Source organism: Corynebacterium tapiri (genome assembly GCF_006334925.1).
Classification (GTDB): domain Bacteria; phylum Actinomycetota; class Actinomycetes; order Mycobacteriales; family Mycobacteriaceae; genus Corynebacterium; species Corynebacterium tapiri.
Window position 1 is genome coordinate 1 of sequence record NZ_VDHJ01000009.1, and the last position, 21,561, is coordinate 21,561.

Here is a 21,561-nt window from a genome sequence, read left to right on the forward strand (position 1 = left end):
GAGGGGCCGATATTGCGGGCGATCAGGCTCGCAAACTTTTCTCGCACACTAGCGGCCAGGTTGGCGGGGTGGCCCCCGTGTTCACCGGGTTGGTCGATGTCGATGACCAAGACAGCGGCGTATTGCTTATTCGTCAGGGTGACGTACTGGCACTTGGCCAGAGCCACGGAGTCCACGCGGTACAAACGCGGGCAACGAGTGCCGGTGTCGTCGAGGTAGTAGGCGCTGGAGAAGTCGCGGTTTTTGCTGGCGTGCAGTGCCTCGCGCCCGAGATGGGCAAGCAACGCGTCGCGGTCTGTGGAACCTGCTGGGGTGTCCTCCAGTCCACCAGTATCCCGCTTCGGGACAAGCCGAGTGGCAACACACGTGGGTGCAGGTATTCACCAACACCACAGAACCTCTAGTGCAAAAGGCGCCTTAACGCAACGAGTGCCCGACACCTCTACGATGCCGGGCACTCGTTGTGTGACAACGTCCCGTGTGGGACCTACTGCTCTGCGCTGGCCGGGCGGCTAGGCCCATTTACTATGGTTTTCAGTTCCCCTTAGTCCACGTGGCAATTTTCAGGCCTGGTGGATGATTCCCCGTGCTTGAACTGATCGAGAGACACTTCTTCCTTGACACGCACTTCCCCTGGGGTTCGAGCCTCAGATGGAGGCACATACTTTTGATCGATGAGCGAACCGCGTGGATATTTCTCCAATTCTGACATCGTCAAACCGTATATCCACGGCACGAAGCGTTTTTCGTCTGAATCTACCTTGTAGGTAATCGGAGCGATCCAGAACTGCTGCTGCGGATCATTCATGATGATGTCCAACACGGGAGGTTCATGAGAGGTTGAACGCGGGAGTGTTTTAGCGATATATCCACCTGCTGGTTCGTCGAGGTCAATACGCTCAGTAAGAGGTTTTCCCGGTGTGTCTGATTCAATATTTATTTCAATGGATTCGACCTGGATGTCACAGGCAACCATATGAACTGTTATCGCCCCGGAGTCATCGAGAGACACTGCAGTATTGCCTGAGGGGGACGTTTCGGCCTTCTCAATCCACCCAGAAAAGTATCCACACCCCGACACTGGGATCACGGTCATGATCGCTAGGGCGACGGCTGCTATTTTGCGGCGGGGCGAAATAGTGGCACCAAATGGCATGTTGACCTCGTTGTTAAATGTCCGTAAGCGCATGCTTGCTGCCTTAGCATATGCGCACGACCCCCTAAGCGCCTTGGACGAAGGCACTACACCATTGGGCGAGCCATAGGCAGCTCGACAGACCTGCATTCATCCTCCCAGCATAGGCCGAAACATTGAGTCTTTCAGCGAACACGGGGTTGTTATAGACATACACCGACAGTAGGCGTCAGACGTTTTATTCGCTTGCCATATGCCTGTTTTCACGGTCTGGTTTAGATTAGTTGGATCCTCGGGTTGTTCCTCAAGGACTCAACTGTCCAGAGAGATTCTGTTTTAACGACGTTGGAGTCCCGATGAATTAGACCCGGCAGGTGTCTATGTCTTCTTGAGTGACGAAAGAATCCGACGGTTTACCTGGCGATTCTGGGCTATACCCCTTCATGAGGGAACCCGGTTTAGCTTCTTGGAACATATCAGCTGGAAGAGCAGGGCCTGCAAGATAGGCCTGGCCAAGGACCTTGAGGTATTCATGTGGCCTTTTATTTACATCCACAGTGACTCGGATGTAGAGATCCTCATTTCGTGGCTGTTTAAGCGCCTCACTCAGCTGTGGAAGATCCACGGTGAACTTCCCTCGCTTCGGAGTATCAAATTCCTGCTGGTCTAATTCTTGCCACCCATTCTCGGAAGAATTGGAACCGAGTTCAGCATTAATCTTTGTTACCCCGCGCCCACACGCGTTCACCAACAAGAACACGTTCCCCTGGGAATCCTGGGTAAGAGCAGAAGAACCGACCGAATCAACGTTGAGAAGATTCCCGCACGCCGTCAGTGCTGATAATGAGACCAAGCAGCCAAGTATAGACGTGGCTGTAGCAAGCGGGCGTCTGATTTTCATAGGGAGATGTCTCCTTGATGCAAATTGGCTGCGGATCATGCCCGTGTAGTGGGGACGCAGGGGTATCAATATTTAAGGACAACACCTTCTTCGACGCATTAGCACGAGAACCGGGCACTCTGGACCATTCTGCCTCCGACATGCACTCGATGCGCACCTGGCTGAGTTGGAGTACATCGTCACCTTGGAAACAGAAGTTGAGGGCGCTCTCCGGGGTGAGTTTGGCAAAACGTCGTTAGACGAACGCGAGGCAGAGTGAGGCCTGGAGCATTTAGCTTCAGGTCCCGAGCAACAAAAGCGTTTCGCAGGCTCGATGAACCTATTCAACGACGCATCACAGGATTCTTACGTGATGTTCCTAATGCGAGCATCCCTCGACTACTCCGTAAAGTTCTCGTCGAAAACACGCTAGGCCTGGCACGTTGCAGACATCCATATCGAGAACGCCACCATCCTCGTTGCTAACACCGGACCGTGTGGAGCCAACTACACCCCGAACAAGGTCGTGCGTAGAAATTCATCCACATTCATAGTGAATACGCAGTTTCCCGGTGACTGGTTTACGCGGTCACCGGCTCTAAAGAACTGGTCTCACGGCGTGCTTTGACCAAATTAATCAGTTCTCCCGAGGTAAACGGTGTGCACTGCGTGGTCTCACCGGAGGTATGCCCCATCATGGTGCGTACCTCCTGGATTAGATCAGCAAGCCAATAAACACGCTTGTGCAGGCAAAAAAATAGACCGCCAGGGCAGGGTTAAAACCCGCCCCGGACGCAGCTAGAAGGAAAGCAGCACCTTACCGTTGCGACCAGCCTGCTTGCAGGCCTCTACTGCCTCACGGATGTTGTCCACATCAAAGGTGCCTGCCACCGGCAGGGTCACGGTGCCGTCACTGATGCGCGCGATGAGTTCGCCAAAGAGCTCGGCGCGCTTCTCGGCAGTCATCTCGGCGTTGACCTTGCTACCCCAGAAGCCGCGCAGGCTCACACCTCGGAAAAGCACGTCCTGCACGGGGACCGAGAGGGTGGCGTCGTTCATGGCACCGAAGGCCACGAGCGTGCCGCCATCGCCCAGCAGCGAGACCAGATCCGCTGTCGCCTGGCCACCCACAGAGTCCAGGCCGGCCTTGATCGGTGCACCACCGGTGATCTCTTGGACGCGCTCGCGCCAGTTCTCGCCCTCGGTGGAGACCACCTTGGTCACACCGTGCTCGGCCAGCTCGTCAATGGCGGCGTCGCGACGCACCAATCCCACCACGTTGATTCCGCGGCCCTGGGCGAGCTGGGATGCGATACGACCCACTGCGCCGTTTGCTGCATTGAGGATGAGCCAGTCGCCAGACTCCAGGTTCAGGGAGTCCAGAAGGCTGATGGCACTAAACGGCATGGCCACGAGCTGGGCAGCAACCTCGTCCGGCAAGGCGTCCGGAACCGGGATGAGCTTGGCGGCATCCACCACGGCGTACTCGGACCACACGCCGAAGGAGCCGCCGCTGACGACGCGCTGCCCCTCGGACAGGCCCTCGACTCCGGCGCCGAGCTTATCGACGATGCCCACGGCCTCCGTACCCGCATGTGCCGGCAGCGGCGGGACGAAGCCGTAGCGGCCACGGATGGTCTCCAGGTCGTGATTGTGGATCGAGGACAGTACCACCTTGAGTCGAACCTGTCCCTGTTCCGGCTCCGGAATCTCCTGGTTATCTACGTAGAGCACCTCTTCGGGCTTACCAAAGGTGTCGTGCATGATGGTGCGCATAGGTTGGCCTCCTGGTGCGTGTAGTGAGCTTTCGCAATGTCAGAGATACATAACCGCCCTATGCATCTAAATATTCCGAGCACTCCCTTAGCCCTAGTGCGCTGCACCAACCTCGACGACCACCACGCCGATCATGATCAGGACGATTCCCAGGCTCATCACCCAGGTCAGGGGCTCTTTGAACAGCACTTTGCCCAGAATCGCGGTCGCGGCCACGCCCACCGCGGTCCAGATTCCATAAGCCACCCCGAGTCCCATGCCGTGGCTCAGCGACTGGGAAAGACACACGTAAGAAAGCACGTAACCCGCCGCCACCGCGAGGTAGAGCCAGCGCTGACCAGCAGAGGCCAGGCGCAGGCTCATGGTGCCGCAGACCTCGAAGGCGATCGCTATAAGCAGAAACAGCCAGCTCATTCGCGTTTCTCCTTCAGTCCACGTCCCCCGAGTTCGATGCACAGCACGCCGACCACAATCAGGACGATTCCCGCCGCCATGGTCCACGAGAGTGCCTCTCCAAAGAACAACCAGGACAACACCGCGGTAGCCACCACGCCAATCGCTCCCCAGAGTCCGTAGGCCACACCGATGGGCATACCCAGGCGCAATACGCGATCAAGGCAGACGAAGGCGCTTAAGTACCCCGCCCCCACGATCACGTAGAACACCGGGAAGTACAGCGCGGCCTTCAGGCTCAGCGTCGCCGCCACCTCGCAGGCGATCGCGACGGCCAACCAGCCTTTTACGCCCAATCCACACGCCCCTTTGCATGCTTGATTCCGTTGTTGTCCCAGAACTTCTCTGCACCCGGATGTCCCCGCCCATCCGCATGCACCACGCGCCACCACTCAACAAGGTGGCCGTGATTGCGCATGATGGTTCCCACCGCCCGGGCGCTGGTGCCGCACTCCTGGGCCACTTCGCCGTAGGTCATCACCTGGTCGCTTTCCAGGCGATCGATAACGGCAAGAACCCGTTCCGCCAGATCACTCAGCGCGAGATGGTCGTCAGGCATTAAAGGTGAAACAGATCGTCCGATTCGTGCTGCGCCGACTCGTCGACCGGCTCGTCCACCTCGCATAGGGTCACCACCGCGCCGGTGGAATCGGCGATGATGGCCAGGCGCCCGAACTCGGTATCCAGCGGGGCGCGGACCACCTCACCGCCCAGCTCGGCAGCGCGGCGGCAGGCATCATCCACATCGGACACACCGATGAAGGACTGCCAGAAGTTATCCACGTCCGGACCAAATGCGGCCGAAGCATCGCGTAGCCCGGCGAAAGCGGAGCCGTCGATAAGCGCGGTAGCAAAACCGTCAGATTCGGCGACGGTCCAGGAAAACAGCTCGCCGTAGAACTCCTGGGCCTGGGCAAAGCCGCTGGTAGCGCTGTAATCGTGCCACACCACCGTGCCGGGCTCGCCGGCGGCGACGAAGGCGTCCTCACCCGCGGGCTGAATCAAACCGAACACTGCTCCGGCGCTATCGCTGGCCAGTGCGATCGTGCCCAGCGTGGCGCTTAACGGCGAGGTGAGATCGCGGCCACCGGCGGTAACCACGTCGCGCAGAGACTGCTCGATGTCGTGGGTGAGAAAGTGCGTGACCCAGGTGTTGGCGTTCTCGGCGGGCAGGATGCCGGCGACGGGCAGGCCATCTTTACGCGCGATGGCGTAGGGCTCCTGCGAGATCTCCCAGCCCAGCAGGTGGGAGTAGAAGTAACGCGACTTGGCCACATCGGTGGTGCGCAAGTCGATCCAGTACGGCATCCCGGCGATAGCCTCGAAAGCGGGCATGGTTTAGAGGTTCCTCCACTTTTCGGGGTCGAAGTCGTCGTTGGCGGTGGCCTCGTCGAAGAAGTCATCCTCCTCCGGGCCAGCTACCTCAACGCACTGTCCGCCCAGGCAGACGATCTGCCCGGGGCGCAGCGTCAGACCGCGCTGGGTGGAGGCTTCCCCGTCCACGGTGACCTCCGCAGAAGCAATGGCTTCCTTGGCCTGACCACCGGATTCCACCAGGTTGGCGAGCTTGAGGAACTGGCCGAGCTTGATGTCTTCCCCAGAAATGGGCACGCGTTGCGTCATGTGTGCCACCTTAGCCGAGCAGTACGCGCGCCCCCGAGACGAGCATCCACACACCCAGCGCCAGGAACAGCAGACCGGTGACCGTATCGATCACGCGGGCGTGACGAGCAAGAAAGCTCGCCATCGAGCCCACCGCCATCGCTACTCCGCAGAACCAGGCCAAGCCGATGCTCACCAGGATCACCAGGACGACGGCCGACCACTGCCACCCCATCCCCGGCTGCACAAACTGCGCAAAGATCGCCCCGAAGAACAGGATGGCCTTGGGGTTGGCCAGATTGGTGGATAGCCCAATGCGCCAGGCCTTGCCCGGGGACACGGAGATCGCCTCGCTGCGGGTTTCTGGGGCAGCTCCGCTGGCGCGTATCGACGCCCACCCCAACCACATCAGGTACGCACCGCCACACAGTTGTAATGCTCCGAGCAAGGGCGGGTACGTCTTCATGAGGGCTGCCAGGCCAGCAAGAGACAGCACTGCCCAGCCGAAATTGCCCGTCATGATCCCGACCGCACAGGCCAGGCCGGCGCGTTGGGAGCGGGACCCGACCCGCACAATCTGCACCAAATCCGGCCCCGGCGAGGCCAGGGCCGCGAGCCAAGTGACGATCAGGGCGCCGAGTGATGCAACAGACACGGTTTGAGGGTAGGCGAATTAGGCCTGGTCGCGGGGCATAAGATTCATCGTGTCCACGTTCATATGCGCCGGCAAGCTAGCCACCCAGCGGATCGCCTCGGCCACATCTTCGGCGGTCAGGTTGAGCTTGTCGGCGTAGACGGCTGCGGCGCGCTGCTCATCGCCGTCGAACCGCACGAGCGAGAAGTCCGTGGCCACCCGTCCCGGATCGATCTCGGTGACGCGCACAGGATGACCGGCCTCGATTTCCTCGAGTCGGGTCACGCGAGTCAGCGCCTTGAGACCGAACTTGGCCGCGTTGTACCCAGAGCCGCCGACGTAAGGGTCGAGTGCTGCCTTGGATCCGAGGTTGATGATCAACCCGTCGCCGCTGGCGCGCAGCTTAGGCAGCAGTGCCTGGGTCATGCGCACGGTGCCCAGCACATTGGTCTGGTACATCCACTCCCACTGCTCGATCGTGGTCTCGGTGAGCGGGTCTAGGCCCTTGGCGCCACCGGCGTTGTTGACCAGGACGTCGCAGCGCTTTATTTGTTCCACGAAGGCCTTAACCGAGACGTCGTCGGTGACGTCGAGCTCGAGGGCTTGGGCGTTTTCCCCGCATTCCTGGGCAACTTCTTGGAGCTTGGACAAGCGGCGCGCTCCCAGGATGACCTGGAAGCCATCGCCGGCTAGCGCACGCGCTGCCGCCGCGCCGATTCCACTGGATGCACCCGTGATCACTGCAACTTTGGTCATGGTGGCCAGTTTAAGTGGGGTCGCTTCTCGACGATGTTGCGCTTGTTTTCCTCTTGCTACACGCCCGGCACGGCCCAAAGAAACCAAAAGTTCTAATGCATGAACCCGTGTTGTTCCTCACTTTTTGCCCGCCACTTAATACCGGTTCACCTATCGGTTAAATTCTGCATTTTTCACCATTGAATGTTTGAAATTAGAACCACCCAGACGACACTCCCCAAACATCTAGTTGTTATCCAGCAAGTTTTTAATTTTTCTACCAACAAACGTCCCATAAGCCACAGCGCAACTTTTATCCCCCTCCGTGTACGTCCCCAGCTAATTCACACCTTTACGACTAATTGCCAGGAACCTGAACCAATAATTAAACCCGAATGCAATTGGAGCCCGCGATATCGCTATTTAAGATCATGGCACCGCAGCGCAGCGTTTGCCCAGGGCCACCACAGTTAGTTCGGGAAGCGCTTGCGCTCGGCAGTTTTGTCTTTACTTCCCGATCGTGAAAGGAAAATGATGGGGAAAACCATGCGTAGAGTATTGGTCACTTTGCTGACCTTTATTCTGGCAATTACTTCTGCCTCAATGAATGGGGTGGCCCGGGCCGATTCCCTGCGGGGACAGGCCGTAACGTTCACTGGTAACACTGTGATTGGTTCTCCTATTGGCACTGTCAATGGTTTCGAAGTTTCACCAGTCCTGTTCGGGATGGAGATTGGCGGAAAGCCTTTCGGCGGGTACTGCATCGAGTACTACGTTCCCATCGATGACCAGCAAGTCGCCGGTATGGGGACGTCTCGCCTCCAGGGTTGGGACCAGTTCCCCGGTGAGAACAACCTCAGCAACAGTAACCCTGGTGCTAACAAGGCACGTCAACAGGTCTCCTGGCTCGTTCTGAATTCCTACCCCAACGTTGCCTTGGAGCAATTGGCTGCCAAGTACAACGCGATTGGCTTGACCCAGGAAGAGGCTGTTACCGCTACGCAGGCAGCCATTTGGACGATCTCGGATAACTTCAACCTGGATCCCAGCCTGGACTTGTCTCAGCGCGTCTTTGACGTCTACGACGGACTACTCAAGGACACTGCCAACGCAACTCCTGAGGAACTGGAATCGGTACAGAGCGCGATCATCCTCACGCCTCCCCTGGTCGACGATCGGGGTACTTACAACCACCAGCAGACGGTGATTGCCGCTGACCGCGAGATCAAGATCACCCCGGCCTCGATGAACACGACTGCCGGCTGGAACAACCCGTGGTCCCACCTGGGGGTTAACTCCACCGCTGACGAGATCGCCGCAGCTACGCAGAAGGTCGAAAAGACGGTTGAGGCTGACCAGACCGATGACGTGTACGACCTGGTTCACCTCGACCACATCATGGCGGGTGCTGACTACACCTTGGAGGGATCTCTGCGTCGCCACGCAGCCCCCGAGGAAGTCCTCGGCACCGGTTCCACCAAGGTGAATACCGACGAGCTCATTGGGCTGACGCGTAATGGCGATGGTTCCGTGTCTGGCTACGCCGTGGTCAAGATCTCCGGTGGAAAGAAGCTCCAGGGTGAACCTGGAGTGGTGTTTGAGACGCTAAAGGTCGGGGACCAGGTGGTCCTCAACCACGCTGACCCGTCTGATCGAGATCAGATCGTGCATGCCCCTGAGAAGCCCAAACAAGAGCGGTACATGCTGACGCCGGGTCTGCGTACTCACGCTGCGTGGAATGACGCTTGGAGCACGCTGACTGCTGATTCCGACGCTTCTCAGGTCAACGAGGCAACTCGTGGCGCAGTGAAGACTGTCGACGAGGGTGCGCAGCAGACGATCCATGACCTGGTCTTTGTAGACAACATCCATGCCGAAGCGGAGTACCAGCTGAAGGCTTCTGCCCGTTCGACCACGGATACCGAGAAGGTTTTAGGCACTGGATCCAAGACGTTCACCAGCGTGGACATGCTTGCCAAGACCCACCACCAGAATGGATCCGTGTCTGGCTACGTTGTGGTGGACATTCCCCTGCAGGAAAAGCTGGCCATGAACCAGTCCGCTGTGGTGTTTGAGGATCTGGTTTCGTCTGAGGTAAACGCTCAGGGCAACCCGTCTGCCGAGGGCGAGAACCTGATTGCTCGCCATGCCGATGCCTCGGACCGTGATCAAATGGTGCACGTATCGGAGAAGCCAGCAGAGGTGCCGGGTGGATCTACCCCGTGGATGTCCTCGATCGTGCCCCTCATCCCGCTGATTGGTGCAATTCCGGTGTTGGGATACCTGTTCGGCCACTCGGGCAGCTCTAACTCCAACGAGTCCCACTCCTCGAGCTCGAACAACCAGAACAACTCCAGCTCCAAGAAGGAGCAGGGTGGCACTAGCTCGAAGGTGAACCAACCGCAGCCGGAGAACTCCGGCTCTGGGCGTCAGACTATTAAGTCCGTGCCGTCCGGTTCCCTGACCGCTGGCCAGAACGTACCTGCCTACATCGGGTAGTCGCTCGTTCTGAAAAAGGGTCAAGGCCGCCTCGCTTTGGTGAGGCGGCCTAGGTCATTTATGGCCCAAGAGTTGAAACTTAGAAAGAATCTCCAATGACACAGCATCATGAAACTTCACGGCCAGAAGCACGTCGATACGCCCGTCTGTGGTGGCTGGCTGCGGCGGCCTGTACCGTCCTCGCTGTAGTTTTGGTGTTCCTGGTCGGGCGCACCATGACCGATTCGCCTAGCGACGTCGCGAGCCCCCGTTCCGAAACACCTAGTGCAACTTCTTCCGCGCCGATCGCTCCTGCTCTTCCTGTGCAGCCCGAGCAGCCGGCATTCGTTGATCACACCGGAGCGCAGGAAAATCTCCCCATCCCCGTGACAGCTGCGAGTGATAGGGGCGTTACTGCAATTTCAGTGGATGGCGTAACTGCCCCCATTGATGCGCTTGGGCTTACCGACGAGGGTGCTCTCGTACCGCCTGAAGATATTCAGCGAGTGGGTTGGTATGCGGAATCGACAATCCCGGGAGCCGATCAGCCCGGGACAAGCGTCATTACCGGGCATGTCAACGACGCTGCCCAAGGCACCGGGTTTGCCAACCGGTTTACCCACATGGACATAGGCACGAAGTTCTCTATCACCGTCAACGGACAGCCGCGCATTTTCAAGGTGACCAAGGCCTCCTCCCACGTACCCAAGGGCGGCGCTCTCCCCGCTGAGGTGAACGACGCGACCGGGCCGAACCGAATCGTGCTCATCACCTGTGGCGGAAAGTTCGTGGGCGGGCCTCTCGGCTACGAGGACAACATCTTCGTTGTTGCTGAGCCTGCGTAGATGCTCGCAGCTGCCGCACGGTGGTGGTTCCGGCTCCCGTGACCAGGTGACCAATCTCCATTTCCCCACAAGATATTGAATCTCCCGAAACGGTTTCAGTCATGAAACCCGGGAGGCATGGAACGGGATTCATTCCCTCAGTTTTTAGGGGATGCTTCGCCCCTTAGGAGTATTCACGTGCGTCGTTTGGGATAATTGCTGCGTGGAAACCAACGAAAGCAACACCTCATTTACCGAGCAGGGTATGCCAACCCATCAGCAACTAGTCTTGCCCATTCTTAGGGCAGTCGACAGTCTTGGCGGATCGGCAAAAACCCAAGAGATCGTCGAAGAAGTCCTGGAGCACCTCCCCAACGCTGATGCACTCCTTCAAGTATTTTTCCCAAAACGCCCGCATGTTTCCGTTTTGATCAGCCGACTTGGCTGGGGGCGTTCCACCGCCAAGCGCATTGGGGCCCTCGAACAACCTGCCAAGGGGATGTATCTACTTACCGAAGTTGGCGAGGAATTAATCAAGCTTCCTGCTGATCAGGCTTTCGCCAGCGTTAAAGATCTTGATCGCGAAGCGTACCGTGCAAAGCGGAAGCAAAAGGAACTAGAAAACGCCCCTGATACCACCGAACTCACCGAGGATGTACCCGATGGCGACATCCTGTCGGCTTCCAACGAAGAAACTCAAGACGACGATTGGAAGAGTCAGCTCCTCACGCGTCTCCATCAGCTCTCGCCCGAAGGCTTCGAAAAGTTCATTATTTATCTACTGCGCCGCCAAGGGCTCCAACTTCAGCACACCGGGATGTCTGGGGATGAAGGGGTCGACGCGATTGGCACTGCGCCTTTGAGCCCTGTCTTGTCCTCCCGTGTAGCCGTTCAAATTAAGCGCTACGCACCAGAGGGGAAACCCATCGGACGTGAAACAGTCGCATTGTTCCAGCGTGATGCCCAAACCAAGGGTGCTGAACGCGCCATCATCGTCACCCTTAGCCGTTTTACAAAGCCCGCACGCAAGGCAGCAACCTCCACCGTGCCTACCGTAGATCTCATTGGTGGAGATCGATTGGCTGAGCTCATTCGTATAGATGGCGAGTCTGGCGTGCAGCTCCGTCCCACTGTCGACCCGGAGTGGTTCGATAAATTCGAAAAGGCGAACTTCTAAACAAGCATCCAGTAGCTCGATGTATACCCCTTTTTGCAAATCAGACAGGGGGAATTAATTCTGGATAATGGATGGCCCATCTCCGTTTTCATGTCCTGGACGCCAGTAGTGGGTGAGCCTGCGTAAACCAACCTCACATCTGCCGCACCGTGATGTTGATCCGGCCCTCGCTCAAGCCCGTGAACTCTGGTCCTGTCCCCTCGCGCACCGCCACCACCCCGTGATAGGCCCGGCGCGCCGGCCCGCCGAATACCACCACATCCCCGCTCAGCAAGGTCAGATCGGACCACGGACCACGGGGTGCTTCGTCGCTTCCGATCCGGAAGAGGGCTTCGTCGCCAAGCGAAAAACTCACGATCGGCGCGCTCGACTCCTCATGCGCATCCACGTGCATTCCCATGGCGGAACCGGGCGGATAGTAGTTGATCAGTGCCACGTCGGGATCAAAATCCCCAGCCCAAGGCACTAACTCAGTCGCCACCCCGGCAGCCTCTCGCACAGCCCGGCGCGCGAGCGTGACCAGGGACTCGGGAATCGGCGGTACGCGCTGGCCGCCCAGGCTCTGCACGTACCCGCGACCATGCCAGTGCTGCCCCAGCGAGAGGATGTAGGCGCTCATCTGCCCGCCGCGCACCCAGGGCCGCTTCATCGCCAGCTCGGTGCCCGCAACAGATCGGGCAATCTCGCGCGCCTCGGTCACCAGCGCTGCCTGCGTGGAAGCGTTGAGCCAATTGGGCAGGTGCGCAACTCCGGGCTGAATCTGCCGAGCAGGGCGGTCGAGGGAATGAAAGAGCATGGCGTCTCCCCTCCTTCGACTCGCGATCACGCACAATGGTGGGCATGGATATTCACAGCACTGACCCGAAGTATTACACGTTCGAGCGCATGACTTCTGGCCAGTGGTACCTGCCGGGCGGACCGGAACAGGAGGCACAGCACGACCACGTCCGCCCACTGCTCAAGCAGGTTAACGAGCTGGCTAATACCGACCTCCCCCGCGCCTGGGAGCTGCTCGGCCAAGTGCTCGCCGAAGGTTCCGAGGTACCGGAGTGGTGGAGCCCCGTATGGATCGAATACGGCTGCAACACCCGCTTCGGCCCGGGCTGCTTTGTCAATGCAGGCATGACCATCCTGGACTCGGCCCCCGTCACCGTCGGCGCCCGCAGCCTTTTCGGCCCCAACTGTGAGCTCATCACGGTGGGCCACCCTGTCAACGACGTAGAGATGCGCATGGTCGGCTGGGAGCTGGCCAAACCCATCACGATCGGCGACGACTGCTGGTTCGGTTCCTCCGTCCACGTCATGCCCGGGGTCACCATTGGGGACCGCTGCGTCATCGCCGCCGGCACCGTTGTTACTAAAGACGTTCCCGATGACAGCCTCGTCGCTGGGGTTCCCGGTCGCATCCTTCGTTCGCTTGTCGACGCCCCTCTCGAGCGCAATGACATCGATTTTTAACCTCACCACCATCGGCCGCGGTCTGCCCGTCGCCGGGGTCATCGACCAGCTACCTGACCTTCTGCGCAGCGGAAACGTGGTGGTCGAGGCACCTCCCGGAACCGGTAAGACCACGCTTGTTCCTCCGGCTGTGGCCAACGAGGTTCCCGGCAAAGTCATCGTGACCGCACCGCGTCGCGTGGCCGTTCGGGCTGCCGCGCGCAGGCTCTCACATCTGAGCGGCGAGCCTGCAGCGGTGGGTTATGCAGTGCGGGGTGATACGCGCCCAGGCAGCAAAGTCGAGTTTGTCACCCCGGGCGTTTTGCTGCGTCGCCTGCTAAACGACCCGGAGCTGGCGGGAGTATCCGCCGTGATCATCGACGAGGTGCACGAGCGCCAAGTCGATACCGATCTCGTGCTGGCCATGTGCGCCGAAATCGCCCAGCTACGCGATGACTTCCGCCTCCTCGCCATGTCCGCTACCGTCGACGCGGCCTTCTTCGCCGAGCTTATCGACGCCTCCGTGCTCAGCACGCCCGCCGTCACCCACCCCGTCGACGTGACCTACTCGCCTCATCCGGGTAGAGCAGAGTGCTCCCGAGAATTCCTGGATCACCTAGCAAATCTGGCTGCCCAGGCCCGGCAGCGTTATGACGAATCCGTCCTGGTCTTCGTCCCCGGTGCGCGCGAGGTCGAGCACGTGGCCGCTGCATGCGCTGGACTGCCTCTTCACGGCCAGCTCAGCAACACCGAACAGGACGCGGCACTGGCTCCATCCCAGCACCCCCGCATTGTGGTCTCGACCTCCCTGGCCGAGTCCTCCCTGACCGTCCCGGGCGTGCGCACCGTGGTGGATTCCGGTCTCTCCCGCGTACCCCGGCGCGACTCCGCCCGCGGAATGAGCGGCCTGGTCACGCTGTCGGCGGCTCGCTCCACGGTGGATCAGCGAGCCGGACGCGCGGGGCGTGAGGGGCCCGGCCGGGTCATTCGCGCCTACTCCGAGGCCGACTATCGCCGCCTGCAGCCGCACATAACCCCGGAGATCGCCACAGCCGACCTCACCGATGCTTGCCTGCAGCTAGCAGCGTGGGGGACCCCACGCGGGGAAGGCCTTCCCCTTCCCAGTGCACCGGCTCCGTCGGCCATCGCTGACGCCGAGACCACGCTCATGCGCATTGGGGCCGTTGATGCCGATGGCCATATCACCGAGCATGGTCGCCGGATCGCCTCCCTGCCCCTGCCTCCCCAGCTCGGCCACGCCCTGGAGAAACTGGGCAGCGGGGCGGCCGGAGCAATCGCGGTACTGGCGGATTCCCCACGCGGTGATCTCACCCGCCTGCGCCCGGATAACCAGCAGAAGAAGCGACTCGAGAGGTTGGCCGCGGCGTCGACAAGCGTCGATATTGCGCGGGTGACGGCGACGGCGTACCCGGGGCAGATCGCCAAGCTCAGCGGGGAAGATTACCTGCTGGCCAGCGGCACGCGCGCCCGGCTGCCTGGCGATATGGGCCTTAACGGCGCGTCCTGGCTGGCAATCGCGGAAGCCTCGCGTACCGGACAACACGCCACCATTCGGGCGGCTGCTCGCCTGACGCAGGAGGACGCCGAGGAGATTCTGGGGGTGACCGAGCAGGTGCAGGCCACGCTGGACGCGGGCAAGATCCGCGGGCGCCGGATTCGCCGGTTGGGTGCCATCGAGCTCAGCTCTACCCCGGTGCAGGTCGATCCCGCGCACGCCGCCGAGGCCCTGCGCGGGCAGGTGACGTTGGAGGACTTTACGCTCGGTGAGAAGGCTCGGCAGCTGTTTGAACGTTTGCGCTTCCTGCACACCACAGTGGGCAGCCCCTGGCCGGATCCTGCGACGATCGATCTCAGCGTGGAGCTCGACGCGCTGGCTCGGGGTAAGGCGCTCTCGGCTATCGACGTCTACCCTGCCCTCCAGCGCGCTCTGCCCTGGCCGGAGGCCGCCCACCTGGACGCTCTGGCGCCGACTCATCTGGATCTGCCCTCGGGCCGGCGGGCCCGCATTAGTTACGAAACCGGCCGCCCCGTAGTAAGCACCAAGCTGCAGGACTGTTTTGGGCTGACTGCTTCCCCCGTGATTGGCGATCGCCCGGTGCAGTTCCACCTACTCTCGCCCGCCGGCAGACCGCTGGCCGTGACCGACGACCTGGCGAGCTTCTTTGCCGGGCCTTACCAGGGCGTGCGCAAAGACATGCGCGGGCGCTACCCCAAGCACTCGTGGCCGGAGGACCCGCTAGCCCTGGAAAATTAGGTAGGTAGACATCACCACGACCACGGTGAGCACCGCGTAGCGCACCAACCGGGCCCCGCCCCCGAGCACCGTGCGGGCGCCCAGGTAGGCCCCCACCATGTTGGCCACGGCCAACGCCAACCCAAGGGTGAGCCAGACGTGCCCGCCGGCAGCAAAAACAACCAAGGCTCCGAGGTTGGTGGAAACGTTGATGAGCTTGGCCATCACCGCCGACTCCACAAAGCTCTGGGAGAAAACCACGGTAAATGCCATGATGAGGAACATGCCGGTGCCAGGACCGAAGATTCCGTCGTAAAATCCGACGACCGCTACGGCGATGCCCGCCAGAACGATCCGGCGTGGGGTGACCACGCGCTGCGCCTCCTGAGCCCCAAAGCTCGGACGGCAAGCGACAAATACGCCTACTGCCAGCATTAACACGATGATGACGGGGCGCATCACCTCCGCGCTCAGCAGGCTCGCGCACCCAGCCCCAGCTCCGGCTGCGAGCAGCGCAATCGGAAGATAGGAACCCACCACGTAGGGATTCGGACGAATCCGGCGCAGCATGGTCACGGCCGCCGCCGAGGTTCCCATCACCCCGGCCACCTTGTTCGTGCCCAGCGCGGTCGCAGGCGCCAAGTGCGGAAAGCTCGCCAGGATCAGCGGGATGAGGATGAGTCCTCCCCCTCCGATGACCGCATCCACCCATCCAGCTGCCACTGCTCCGCCAACGAGAAGTACGAGGGTCAGCGGCTCCATAACCACATCCTAAACTAGGGGCATTATGGCTCTGCGCTGGTTCATCGTCGCCCCGGGATCCGCACTTATGGGATACCTCCTCGATCGTTTGCACGTGCCCGCTGCCTGGATATTAGGAGCCATCCTTGTCTCCGGAGCCGTCGCCTTGACGACGGGTGAAGAGCTCTCCGTCAACAAACACGTGTACACCTTCGGGCGCGGGATCGTGGGCATACTGGCCGCGTTGCCTTTGGTAGGCGTCCCGGTGCTCTCCCTGGTGCGCGTCGTGCCCGCGGGGTTGTTTGCCACCGCCATCACCGTAGGCATTGGTGTGCTGGGCGGGTTGCTACTGGCGCGCTCACAGGCCTCGATAAGCCGGGAATCCGGCGTGTTGTCCATGCTGGCAGGCGGGGCCTCCGTCATGCCCGCCATCGCTTCCGATGTGGGAGCTGACGTGCGCTATGTCGCCCTGGCTCAATACCTGCGCCTCTTAGCGGTGTCGCTGTCACTCCCGCTGGTCGCACACCTGCTCATGGATCCAGCAGGCGCTGGGAACTCGCAGATGTCTCACCCGGTGCAGCACCATTGGTTCATGGTTCCGGTGGTGCTTGCCATCGCGTCAGGCGGTGGCTATGTCGCCCGGTCACTGCGCATGCCCGTGCCGTCGGTCTTCGGGCCGCTCGTGCTCACCGTCCTGGTCTCTCTGCTACTGCCTAGCTCGCTCAACCTCGTGCCTCCAATGGTTCTGCGTGTGTTGGCGCTGATGTCCATCGGCTGGGTCTGCGGTGGTTCGCTCTCGCTACGCGCGCTCAAAGAGTACGCCGATAATCTGCTCACCACCGTGATCTTCATCGTGGTCATCATTGCAGCATGTGCCGCCTCAGCGTGGCCGCTCACCCACTGGCTGAGCATCTCCTACTTCGAGGCCTACCTAGCCACCAGCCCGGGTGCCTTAGAGACCGTGCTAGCCCTGGGAGCAGAGGGCGGTGCCGGGCACGAAGTCGTGGCAGTCCAACTCATTCGCCTGGTCAGCGTGCTTCTTCTCGCTGGATACCTCAAGCCGCTGCTCAAGCGCCTGGGCTAGGCGCCCTGCACTTCGCGCAGCTCAATGGGTCGCGCGCACGCCGAGGCCGCCCGCACCGCGAGTGCCTCCGCCTCAGACCGGGTGGTTGCCTCCACCACCCAGAAACCTCCGAGTTGAGGGCCGGCGGTGCGCACCGGGCCGTCGCCAAGCACCCCCTCGGGCAGGGCAGCAACGGCCTCCGACGGTGGCATCAACCCGCAGGCGTAGACGAAGCGCCCGGATTCCTGCAGATCCGCGTTGAACGCAGCGACGGCCTCATAGGAGCCGGCGGGGGCATCGTCTGCCGGGTCGTAGACCACCGCGAGCATGAACTGGGTCATGAATGCAGAACCTCAGCGCGCAGCACCGACATGGGAACGCTGCCCAAGGAGAGGGCCTGGGCATGGAACTGGCGGGCGGTCATCCCCTGCGCCAGTGCCTCTTCGCGCGTGCTCTCCCAGAGGCGCTGCCCCAGGGCGTAGGAGGGCGCCTGACCGGGCCAGCCCAGGTAGCGATCCAGCTCGAAGGCCAGGTTCGCCTCATCCATGGCGGTGTTCTCGCGCAGGAAACTCTTGGCATACGAGCCATCCCAGATTCCGGTGCCCTCGGGGACCTTCTTCTGCAGGTGAACGCCGATATCCAGGACCACACGCGCAGCGCGCAGGCGCTGGGAATCCAGGTAACCCATGCGGTTACCTAGGTCAGAGAAGTAACCCAACTCGTCCATGAGGGATTCAGCGTAGAGCGCCCAGCCCTCGCCGTGGCCGGAGTTCCAGCAGGCCACACGGCGCCACAGGTTAAGGTCGGGCTCGCACATGGCCTGGCCGAGCTGCAGGTGATGCCCCGGAACGGACTCGTGGAAGACGGTGGTTAGCTCCTGCCAGGTGTGGAAGGTGGTCTGTCCCGGAGGCACGGACCACCACATCTGGCCAGGACGGGAGAATCCGTCGGCCGGCGGGGTGTAGAAGATTCCGCCGGAGCCGGCCGGGTCGATGCGCGCGCGGATTTCCTGGATGGGCTCGGGAATGTCGAACTCGGTGCCGTTGAGCTTAGCGATGGTCTCATCGGCCACGCCCTGCATCCATTCGCGCAGCTCATCCGTGCCGTTAAGGGTGTAGCGCTCCTCCTGGTTGAGCTTGCGGTAGGCGCTGCGCACCGAGCAATCCTGCCCGTAGAGCTCGTGGGCGATGGCCTCCTGCTCGGCGATGATGGTGCGCAGGCGCTCCAGGCCCCACTCGTAGGCCTCGTCGAGGTCCACGGCGTCGCCTACCCAGTACTGAGACAGCAGCTCATAACGGCTGCGCCCGACTGCGTCCTCGTGCGGAGCGTGGCTGGCCAGGTCGGTGGAGAGCCAGTCGGCCAGCGAGGCGAAGGCCTCCTTGGCCTTTTCCACCTCGGTGCCCTCCGGGTCTACGCCCAGGTCCTCGAGGAGGGAGCCGGTATCGGCCAAGGTCTCACACTGGTCGATGACCGCGTCGATCTGTCGGTGCGGAGCAACCTGGCCCTGGGACGCGGCCTCGGTCAGAGACTCACGGTAGCCAGCAAGGGCAGCCGGCACCTTGGACAGGCGCGAGCGCAGCGCATCCTTCTGCTCCGCGGTGTCCGAGGGCAGAAGGGTGAGGGAGTCGCGAATGGTCTGCACCGGCGAGGCGATGTTGTTCAGCAGTCGCAGGTATTCGCCACGGTGGTGGAGGTCCACCTCCAGGCCCAGACGATCGAGCAGCACAGCGGCGGTGACGTGGTCGACCTCGTCGAAGTCGTCCTCGTCGTCGCAGTCGTCGGTGCCGTCGTTGAGGGCATCAACGTCGGCGATCATCTCACGCGAACGTTCCGCCAGGGAGTCCCAGTAATCCACCGAGAAGTCTTCGAGTTCGCCATCGTATCCCTCGATCCCCCAGGCAGTAGCGGAGGTGGGACTCAACTTGGCCATGTCGTGGACATAGCCCTCACAGGTCGCGTCGAGAAGCGATGGCAGACGACCAGCTTCCCAAGCTTGTCCCAGCTCGGGGTTGTCGTCCATAAACTCGGAACTCATATCGGCGTATCTTAACCAGCTATTACTGCCTTATTCCACCCGAGCACGCACCGGCGCTGCATCCCGCGCGTGCTTGTGCCAAGAATCGAAGTCCTCGGCCACCAGGGCAGCTAACTCGACGTAGGCCTCCCGGGTCGCCGCAGTAAGGAGGTCGAGATCTACCGCCGATCCTTCGGCTAGGTGGCGGTCGTAGGGAATGACGTGCACCGCACGGGCCCGGGAGCGGAAGTAGCCCACCAGCTGTTCCATGTCGATCGTGGACTTCCCCGGTTGGGCCGAGGAGACCACCACCACGGAGTTCGCCGCGAGGTGCTCGTAGCCGTGCAGCGCGAGCCAGTCCAACGTGGCCGAGGCCGATTGCGCACCGTCCAGGGCGGGTGAGGTGACCAGCACCAGGGTGTTGGCCAGGTCCAGCACGCCGGCCATCGCGGAGTGCAGCAATCCCGTCCCGCAATCGGTGAGCATGATGTTGTAGTGGTGTTGCAGGATGTCCACCGCGTGCCGATAGTCCGACTCGCTAAACGCCTCCGACACGGCGGGATCGCGCTCTGAGCCGATGACCTCGAGACGCGATCGGGCCTGCGTGGTAAACGCCCGCACCTGTGGGTACCGCGTGGTTTCCGGTGCCTGCAGGAGGTCGCGAATCGTGGCCGGAGCCGCGGCATCGGGTGTGGCCACCCGCTGCGCCAGGGTTCCAAAGTCCGGGTTGGCATCAATGGCGATCACGCGATCTCCGCGCAAAGACGCGAAGGTTCCGCCGAGCGCGACCGTGGTAGTGGTCTTGCCTACCCCGCCCTTCAGGCTCATGACGGCAATGCGATAGTCCCCGCGCAGCGGGCGGCGCACTCGCTCCAAAAGCTCCTCGCGGGCCACCGCATCCGGATTATCGCCCGGGTTGATGCGGCCGCCGGTTAGACGGTGCACGGCCTTGCGCCACCCGGAACGCGGCGCTCGGCGCACCGGATTGAGCAGGTTGCTGTGATCCAGGGCCGGTGGCGGCACGAGGTTGACTGATTGTGGGTCGGGTACGCGACGCGCAGCGTGATGAGTCATGCGATGTTCCCCCAAAAATCGCGTGGACAAGGTGTGTCCCTTTTCTAACGCATCACGGCTGCAGGCGCGCGTCGAGAAGCGAAACCCCTATAGACCAAGCAGTACGTAACCCTATAGACCATGCAGTCTAGTGGCGCGCTATTATATTCACCATGCTTACCCTCGAGCCTGCTTTCGCGCCCCCCTCAACGCCCGCGGCGCGCTGCCTGCACGTGATGCGCCACCAGCAGCTCACCACCCGGCGCGACCTCATCGACGCCACCGGGCTTTCCCAGCCCACCGTCACCCGAGCGGTGTCCACGCTGATCGATCATGGGCTAGTCCAGCAGCGCACCGACCTGACCCGCTCAACTGGCCGAGGCCGACCCACCGTCCCGCTCGAGGTTGTGGACATGGACTGGGTGCACGCCGGCTTCGCGGTGGGTACACACTCGACCTACCTGGGGCTCTTCGATACCCGCGGGCGCACCCTGCGCAGCCGCTCCATCGACCTGCCCATTGCCGAGATGAGCCCGGACGACGTGGTCGAGCACCTCATCGCAGCCCTGCACCGCACCTCCATTGGCTTGGATCGCCCGCTGCGCACTGTGGGGATTACGTTCCCGGGCCGCGTGGACAGCGGGGACGTCATCAGCGCCCCCTCGATCGGCTGGCACGACGTCGACGTCGCCGCCCGCCTGCGCTACCAGTTCTCGGTGCCCGTGACTATTGCCGCCGCCGTGCCGGCCATCCTCGGCGCCGAGCTGCAGTCGCGCCAGCTCAACGAGCACTCCCTCGCACTCTTTGCGGACGACTCCGTGGGTGCTGCCGTCACCGCCCCGTCCGGCGTGCGCCCCCTCCCCGTTTCGCTTGCCGACGATTCCATCCTGCCCACCGCCGGCCTCCTCAAAGGAACGGGCTTTCGCACCTTCGGCGAGCTGGTCGCGGATGAATCTGCGGATTCTCGATCGCTTCTCGACGCCCGCGCCCGCGGGTTAGCAGAGCTACTGACCGGACTGGTGGAAGAGCACTCCCCCGAGCTGGTGGTGGTCGCCGGCTCTGCCTTCATCGATGACCCGCAGGCCCCATCTCGCTTCGCGCGCGCCGTGCGTGAGCACACCGATGTGCCCCTGCGACTCATTCCCACCCACGACGAGGTCGTGCGGGCGATCGCGCGAGCGGCCGCTCTGGATCACATGATCCATGACCCGATTGCATTTGCCTAGCACTGGCTGACGCGCGAGTCAATAGTAAAATTTAAGTAAGATACTTAAGTCCCGAGTTCTCCGAAAAACGCCTTCTGAG

General features: G+C 61.6%; 23 protein-coding genes. 7 read left to right on the forward strand and 16 right to left on the reverse strand.

The window, feature by feature from the left end:
* From FHE74_RS07045 to FHE74_RS07095, 11 genes are all read right to left on the reverse strand, one after another.
* On the reverse strand, positions 1–284 hold a 284-nt coding region (locus tag FHE74_RS07045; protein ID WP_246049220.1), incomplete at its 3' end, for a replication initiation protein.
* A gap of 260 nt (positions 285–544) precedes the next feature.
* A complete protein-coding gene (locus FHE74_RS07050; RefSeq protein ID WP_139465802.1) occupies positions 545–1,189 on the reverse strand; it encodes a hypothetical protein in 645 nt (214 codons plus the stop codon).
* A 307-nt stretch (positions 1,190–1,496) separates the two neighbouring features.
* On the reverse strand, positions 1,497–2,036 hold the full coding sequence (locus tag FHE74_RS07055) for a hypothetical protein (protein WP_139465803.1): 540 nt from the start codon (positions 2,034–2,036) through the stop codon (positions 1,497–1,499).
* 777 nt (positions 2,037–2,813) lie between these two features.
* The gene (locus FHE74_RS07060; protein WP_139465804.1) at positions 2,814–3,791 is read right to left on the reverse strand and encodes a zinc-binding dehydrogenase; all 978 of its coding nucleotides are present in this window, start codon (positions 3,789–3,791) and stop codon (positions 2,814–2,816) included.
* A 93-nt stretch (positions 3,792–3,884) separates the two neighbouring features.
* Complete coding sequence (locus FHE74_RS07065) at positions 3,885–4,205, reverse strand: DMT family transporter (RefSeq protein WP_139465805.1); 321 nt, start codon at positions 4,203–4,205, stop codon at positions 3,885–3,887.
* The gene (locus FHE74_RS07070) at positions 4,202–4,522 is read right to left on the reverse strand and encodes a DMT family transporter (protein ID WP_246049221.1); all 321 of its coding nucleotides are present in this window, start codon (positions 4,520–4,522) and stop codon (positions 4,202–4,204) included. The genes FHE74_RS07065 and FHE74_RS07070 overlap by 4 nt, the downstream gene beginning before the upstream one ends.
* A gap of 8 nt (positions 4,523–4,530) precedes the next feature.
* Positions 4,531–4,803, reverse strand: coding sequence for an MGMT family protein (locus FHE74_RS07075; RefSeq protein ID WP_139465807.1), 273 nt, complete (start codon positions 4,801–4,803; stop codon positions 4,531–4,533).
* Positions 4,803–5,579 carry a VOC family protein gene (locus FHE74_RS07080; protein WP_139465808.1) on the reverse strand — a complete coding sequence of 259 codons (777 nt, stop codon included), beginning with the start codon at positions 5,577–5,579 and terminating at the stop codon, positions 4,803–4,805. The genes FHE74_RS07075 and FHE74_RS07080 overlap by 1 nt, the downstream gene beginning before the upstream one ends.
* 3 nt (positions 5,580–5,582) lie before the next feature.
* A complete protein-coding gene (locus FHE74_RS07085; protein ID WP_139465809.1) occupies positions 5,583–5,867 on the reverse strand; it encodes an RNA-binding S4 domain-containing protein in 285 nt (94 codons plus the stop codon).
* 10 nt (positions 5,868–5,877) lie between these two features.
* Positions 5,878–6,501 (reverse strand): LysE family translocator, encoded by a 624-nt coding sequence (locus FHE74_RS07090; RefSeq protein WP_139465810.1) that lies wholly within the window; start codon positions 6,499–6,501, stop codon positions 5,878–5,880.
* A gap of 18 nt (positions 6,502–6,519) precedes the next feature.
* Positions 6,520–7,236 carry an SDR family NAD(P)-dependent oxidoreductase gene (locus FHE74_RS07095; protein WP_139465811.1) on the reverse strand — a complete coding sequence of 239 codons (717 nt, stop codon included), beginning with the start codon at positions 7,234–7,236 and terminating at the stop codon, positions 6,520–6,522.
* Positions 7,237–7,761: 525 nt separating this feature from the next.
* On the opposite strand from FHE74_RS07095, the gene FHE74_RS07100 reads away from it, so the two are divergent.
* From FHE74_RS07100 to FHE74_RS07110, 3 genes are all read left to right on the forward strand, one after another.
* Positions 7,762–9,714: a Cys-Gln thioester bond-forming surface protein gene (locus tag FHE74_RS07100; RefSeq protein ID WP_180339710.1), complete on the forward strand. Its 1,953-nt coding sequence runs from the start codon at positions 7,762–7,764 to the stop codon at positions 9,712–9,714.
* 95 nt (positions 9,715–9,809) lie between these two features.
* Entirely contained in the window at positions 9,810–10,538 is a 729-nt protein-coding gene (locus tag FHE74_RS07105) for a class F sortase (protein ID WP_139465813.1), read from the forward strand.
* Between the two features lie 202 nt (positions 10,539–10,740).
* Entirely contained in the window at positions 10,741–11,694 is a 954-nt protein-coding gene (locus FHE74_RS07110; protein ID WP_425456333.1) for a restriction endonuclease, read from the forward strand.
* A 133-nt stretch (positions 11,695–11,827) separates the two neighbouring features.
* Here FHE74_RS07110 and FHE74_RS07115 read toward each other — a convergent pair whose 3' ends face one another.
* A complete protein-coding gene (locus FHE74_RS07115) occupies positions 11,828–12,490 on the reverse strand; it encodes an alpha-ketoglutarate-dependent dioxygenase AlkB family protein (protein WP_139465814.1) in 663 nt (220 codons plus the stop codon).
* Between the two features lie 44 nt (positions 12,491–12,534).
* Between FHE74_RS07115 and FHE74_RS07120 the strand changes: the two genes are divergently transcribed.
* Positions 12,535–13,152, forward strand: a complete 618-nt coding sequence (locus FHE74_RS07120) for a sugar O-acetyltransferase (protein WP_246049222.1) — start codon at positions 12,535–12,537, stop codon at positions 13,150–13,152.
* Positions 13,136–15,406 carry an ATP-dependent RNA helicase gene (locus FHE74_RS07125; RefSeq protein ID WP_139465815.1) on the forward strand — a complete coding sequence of 757 codons (2,271 nt, stop codon included), beginning with the start codon at positions 13,136–13,138 and terminating at the stop codon, positions 15,404–15,406. Before FHE74_RS07120 ends, FHE74_RS07125 begins: the two co-directional genes overlap by 17 nt.
* Here the strand turns inward: FHE74_RS07125 and FHE74_RS07130 are convergent.
* Positions 15,389–16,147: a TSUP family transporter gene (locus FHE74_RS07130; RefSeq protein WP_139465816.1), complete on the reverse strand. Its 759-nt coding sequence runs from the start codon at positions 16,145–16,147 to the stop codon at positions 15,389–15,391. The two genes, FHE74_RS07125 and FHE74_RS07130, sit on opposite strands and share 18 nt — an antisense overlap.
* Before the next feature lie 25 nt (positions 16,148–16,172).
* Here FHE74_RS07130 and FHE74_RS07135 point away from each other — a divergent pair, with 25 nt between their 5' ends.
* The gene (locus tag FHE74_RS07135; protein WP_139465817.1) at positions 16,173–17,210 is read left to right on the forward strand and encodes an AbrB family transcriptional regulator; all 1,038 of its coding nucleotides are present in this window, start codon (positions 16,173–16,175) and stop codon (positions 17,208–17,210) included.
* Here the strand turns inward: FHE74_RS07135 and FHE74_RS07140 are convergent.
* The 3 genes from FHE74_RS07140 to FHE74_RS07150 are packed head-to-tail and all read right to left on the reverse strand — an operon-like array spanning position 17,207 to position 20,277.
* The gene (locus FHE74_RS07140) at positions 17,207–17,530 is read right to left on the reverse strand and encodes a YciI family protein (protein WP_139465818.1); all 324 of its coding nucleotides are present in this window, start codon (positions 17,528–17,530) and stop codon (positions 17,207–17,209) included. The genes FHE74_RS07135 and FHE74_RS07140 overlap by 4 nt on opposite strands.
* Positions 17,527–19,224 carry a DUF885 domain-containing protein gene (locus FHE74_RS07145; RefSeq protein ID WP_425456334.1) on the reverse strand — a complete coding sequence of 566 codons (1,698 nt, stop codon included), beginning with the start codon at positions 19,222–19,224 and terminating at the stop codon, positions 17,527–17,529. Before FHE74_RS07145 ends, FHE74_RS07140 begins: the two co-directional genes overlap by 4 nt.
* Positions 19,225–19,254: 30 nt before the next feature.
* Positions 19,255–20,277: a MinD/ParA family ATP-binding protein gene (locus FHE74_RS07150; RefSeq protein ID WP_139465819.1), complete on the reverse strand. Its 1,023-nt coding sequence runs from the start codon at positions 20,275–20,277 to the stop codon at positions 19,255–19,257.
* A 152-nt stretch (positions 20,278–20,429) separates the two neighbouring features.
* Here FHE74_RS07150 and FHE74_RS07155 point away from each other — a divergent pair, with 152 nt between their 5' ends.
* Complete coding sequence (locus FHE74_RS07155; protein ID WP_139465820.1) at positions 20,430–21,482, forward strand: ROK family transcriptional regulator; 1,053 nt, start codon at positions 20,430–20,432, stop codon at positions 21,480–21,482.
* The last annotated feature ends 79 nt before the right edge of the window (positions 21,483–21,561 follow it).

Bases quoted from the DNA above. Each gene is read 5' to 3' on its own strand.
- FHE74_RS07050 (WP_139465802.1), bottom strand. From the start codon at position 1,189: ATGCGCTTACGGACATTTAACAACGAGGTCAACATGCCATTTGGTGCC.
- FHE74_RS07055 (WP_139465803.1), bottom strand. From the start codon at position 2,036: ATGAAAATCAGACGCCCGCTTGCTACAGCCACGTCTATACTTGGCTGC.
- FHE74_RS07060 (WP_139465804.1), bottom strand. From the start codon at position 3,791: ATGCGCACCATCATGCACGACACCTTTGGTAAGCCCGAAGAGGTGCTC.
- FHE74_RS07065 (WP_139465805.1), bottom strand. From the start codon at position 4,205: ATGAGCTGGCTGTTTCTGCTTATAGCGATCGCCTTCGAGGTCTGCGGC.
- FHE74_RS07075 (WP_139465807.1), bottom strand. From the start codon at position 4,803: ATGCCTGACGACCATCTCGCGCTGAGTGATCTGGCGGAACGGGTTCTT.
- FHE74_RS07080 (WP_139465808.1), bottom strand. From the start codon at position 5,579: ATGCCCGCTTTCGAGGCTATCGCCGGGATGCCGTACTGGATCGACTTG.
- FHE74_RS07085 (WP_139465809.1), bottom strand. From the start codon at position 5,867: ATGACGCAACGCGTGCCCATTTCTGGGGAAGACATCAAGCTCGGCCAG.
- FHE74_RS07095 (WP_139465811.1), bottom strand. From the start codon at position 7,236: ATGACCAAAGTTGCAGTGATCACGGGTGCATCCAGTGGAATCGGCGCG.
- FHE74_RS07100 (WP_180339710.1), top strand. From the start codon at position 7,762: ATGCGTAGAGTATTGGTCACTTTGCTGACCTTTATTCTGGCAATTACT.
- FHE74_RS07105 (WP_139465813.1), top strand. From the start codon at position 9,810: ATGACACAGCATCATGAAACTTCACGGCCAGAAGCACGTCGATACGCC.
- FHE74_RS07115 (WP_139465814.1), bottom strand. From the start codon at position 12,490: ATGCTCTTTCATTCCCTCGACCGCCCTGCTCGGCAGATTCAGCCCGGA.
- FHE74_RS07120 (WP_246049222.1), top strand. From the start codon at position 12,535: ATGGATATTCACAGCACTGACCCGAAGTATTACACGTTCGAGCGCATG.
- FHE74_RS07125 (WP_139465815.1), top strand. From the start codon at position 13,136: ATGACATCGATTTTTAACCTCACCACCATCGGCCGCGGTCTGCCCGTC.
- FHE74_RS07130 (WP_139465816.1), bottom strand. From the start codon at position 16,147: ATGGAGCCGCTGACCCTCGTACTTCTCGTTGGCGGAGCAGTGGCAGCT.
- FHE74_RS07135 (WP_139465817.1), top strand. From the start codon at position 16,173: ATGGCTCTGCGCTGGTTCATCGTCGCCCCGGGATCCGCACTTATGGGA.
- FHE74_RS07140 (WP_139465818.1), bottom strand. From the start codon at position 17,530: ATGACCCAGTTCATGCTCGCGGTGGTCTACGACCCGGCAGACGATGCC.
- FHE74_RS07145 (WP_425456334.1), bottom strand. From the start codon at position 19,224: ATGAGTTCCGAGTTTATGGACGACAACCCCGAGCTGGGACAAGCTTGG.
- FHE74_RS07150 (WP_139465819.1), bottom strand. From the start codon at position 20,277: ATGACTCATCACGCTGCGCGTCGCGTACCCGACCCACAATCAGTCAAC.
- FHE74_RS07155 (WP_139465820.1), top strand. From the start codon at position 20,430: ATGCTTACCCTCGAGCCTGCTTTCGCGCCCCCCTCAACGCCCGCGGCG.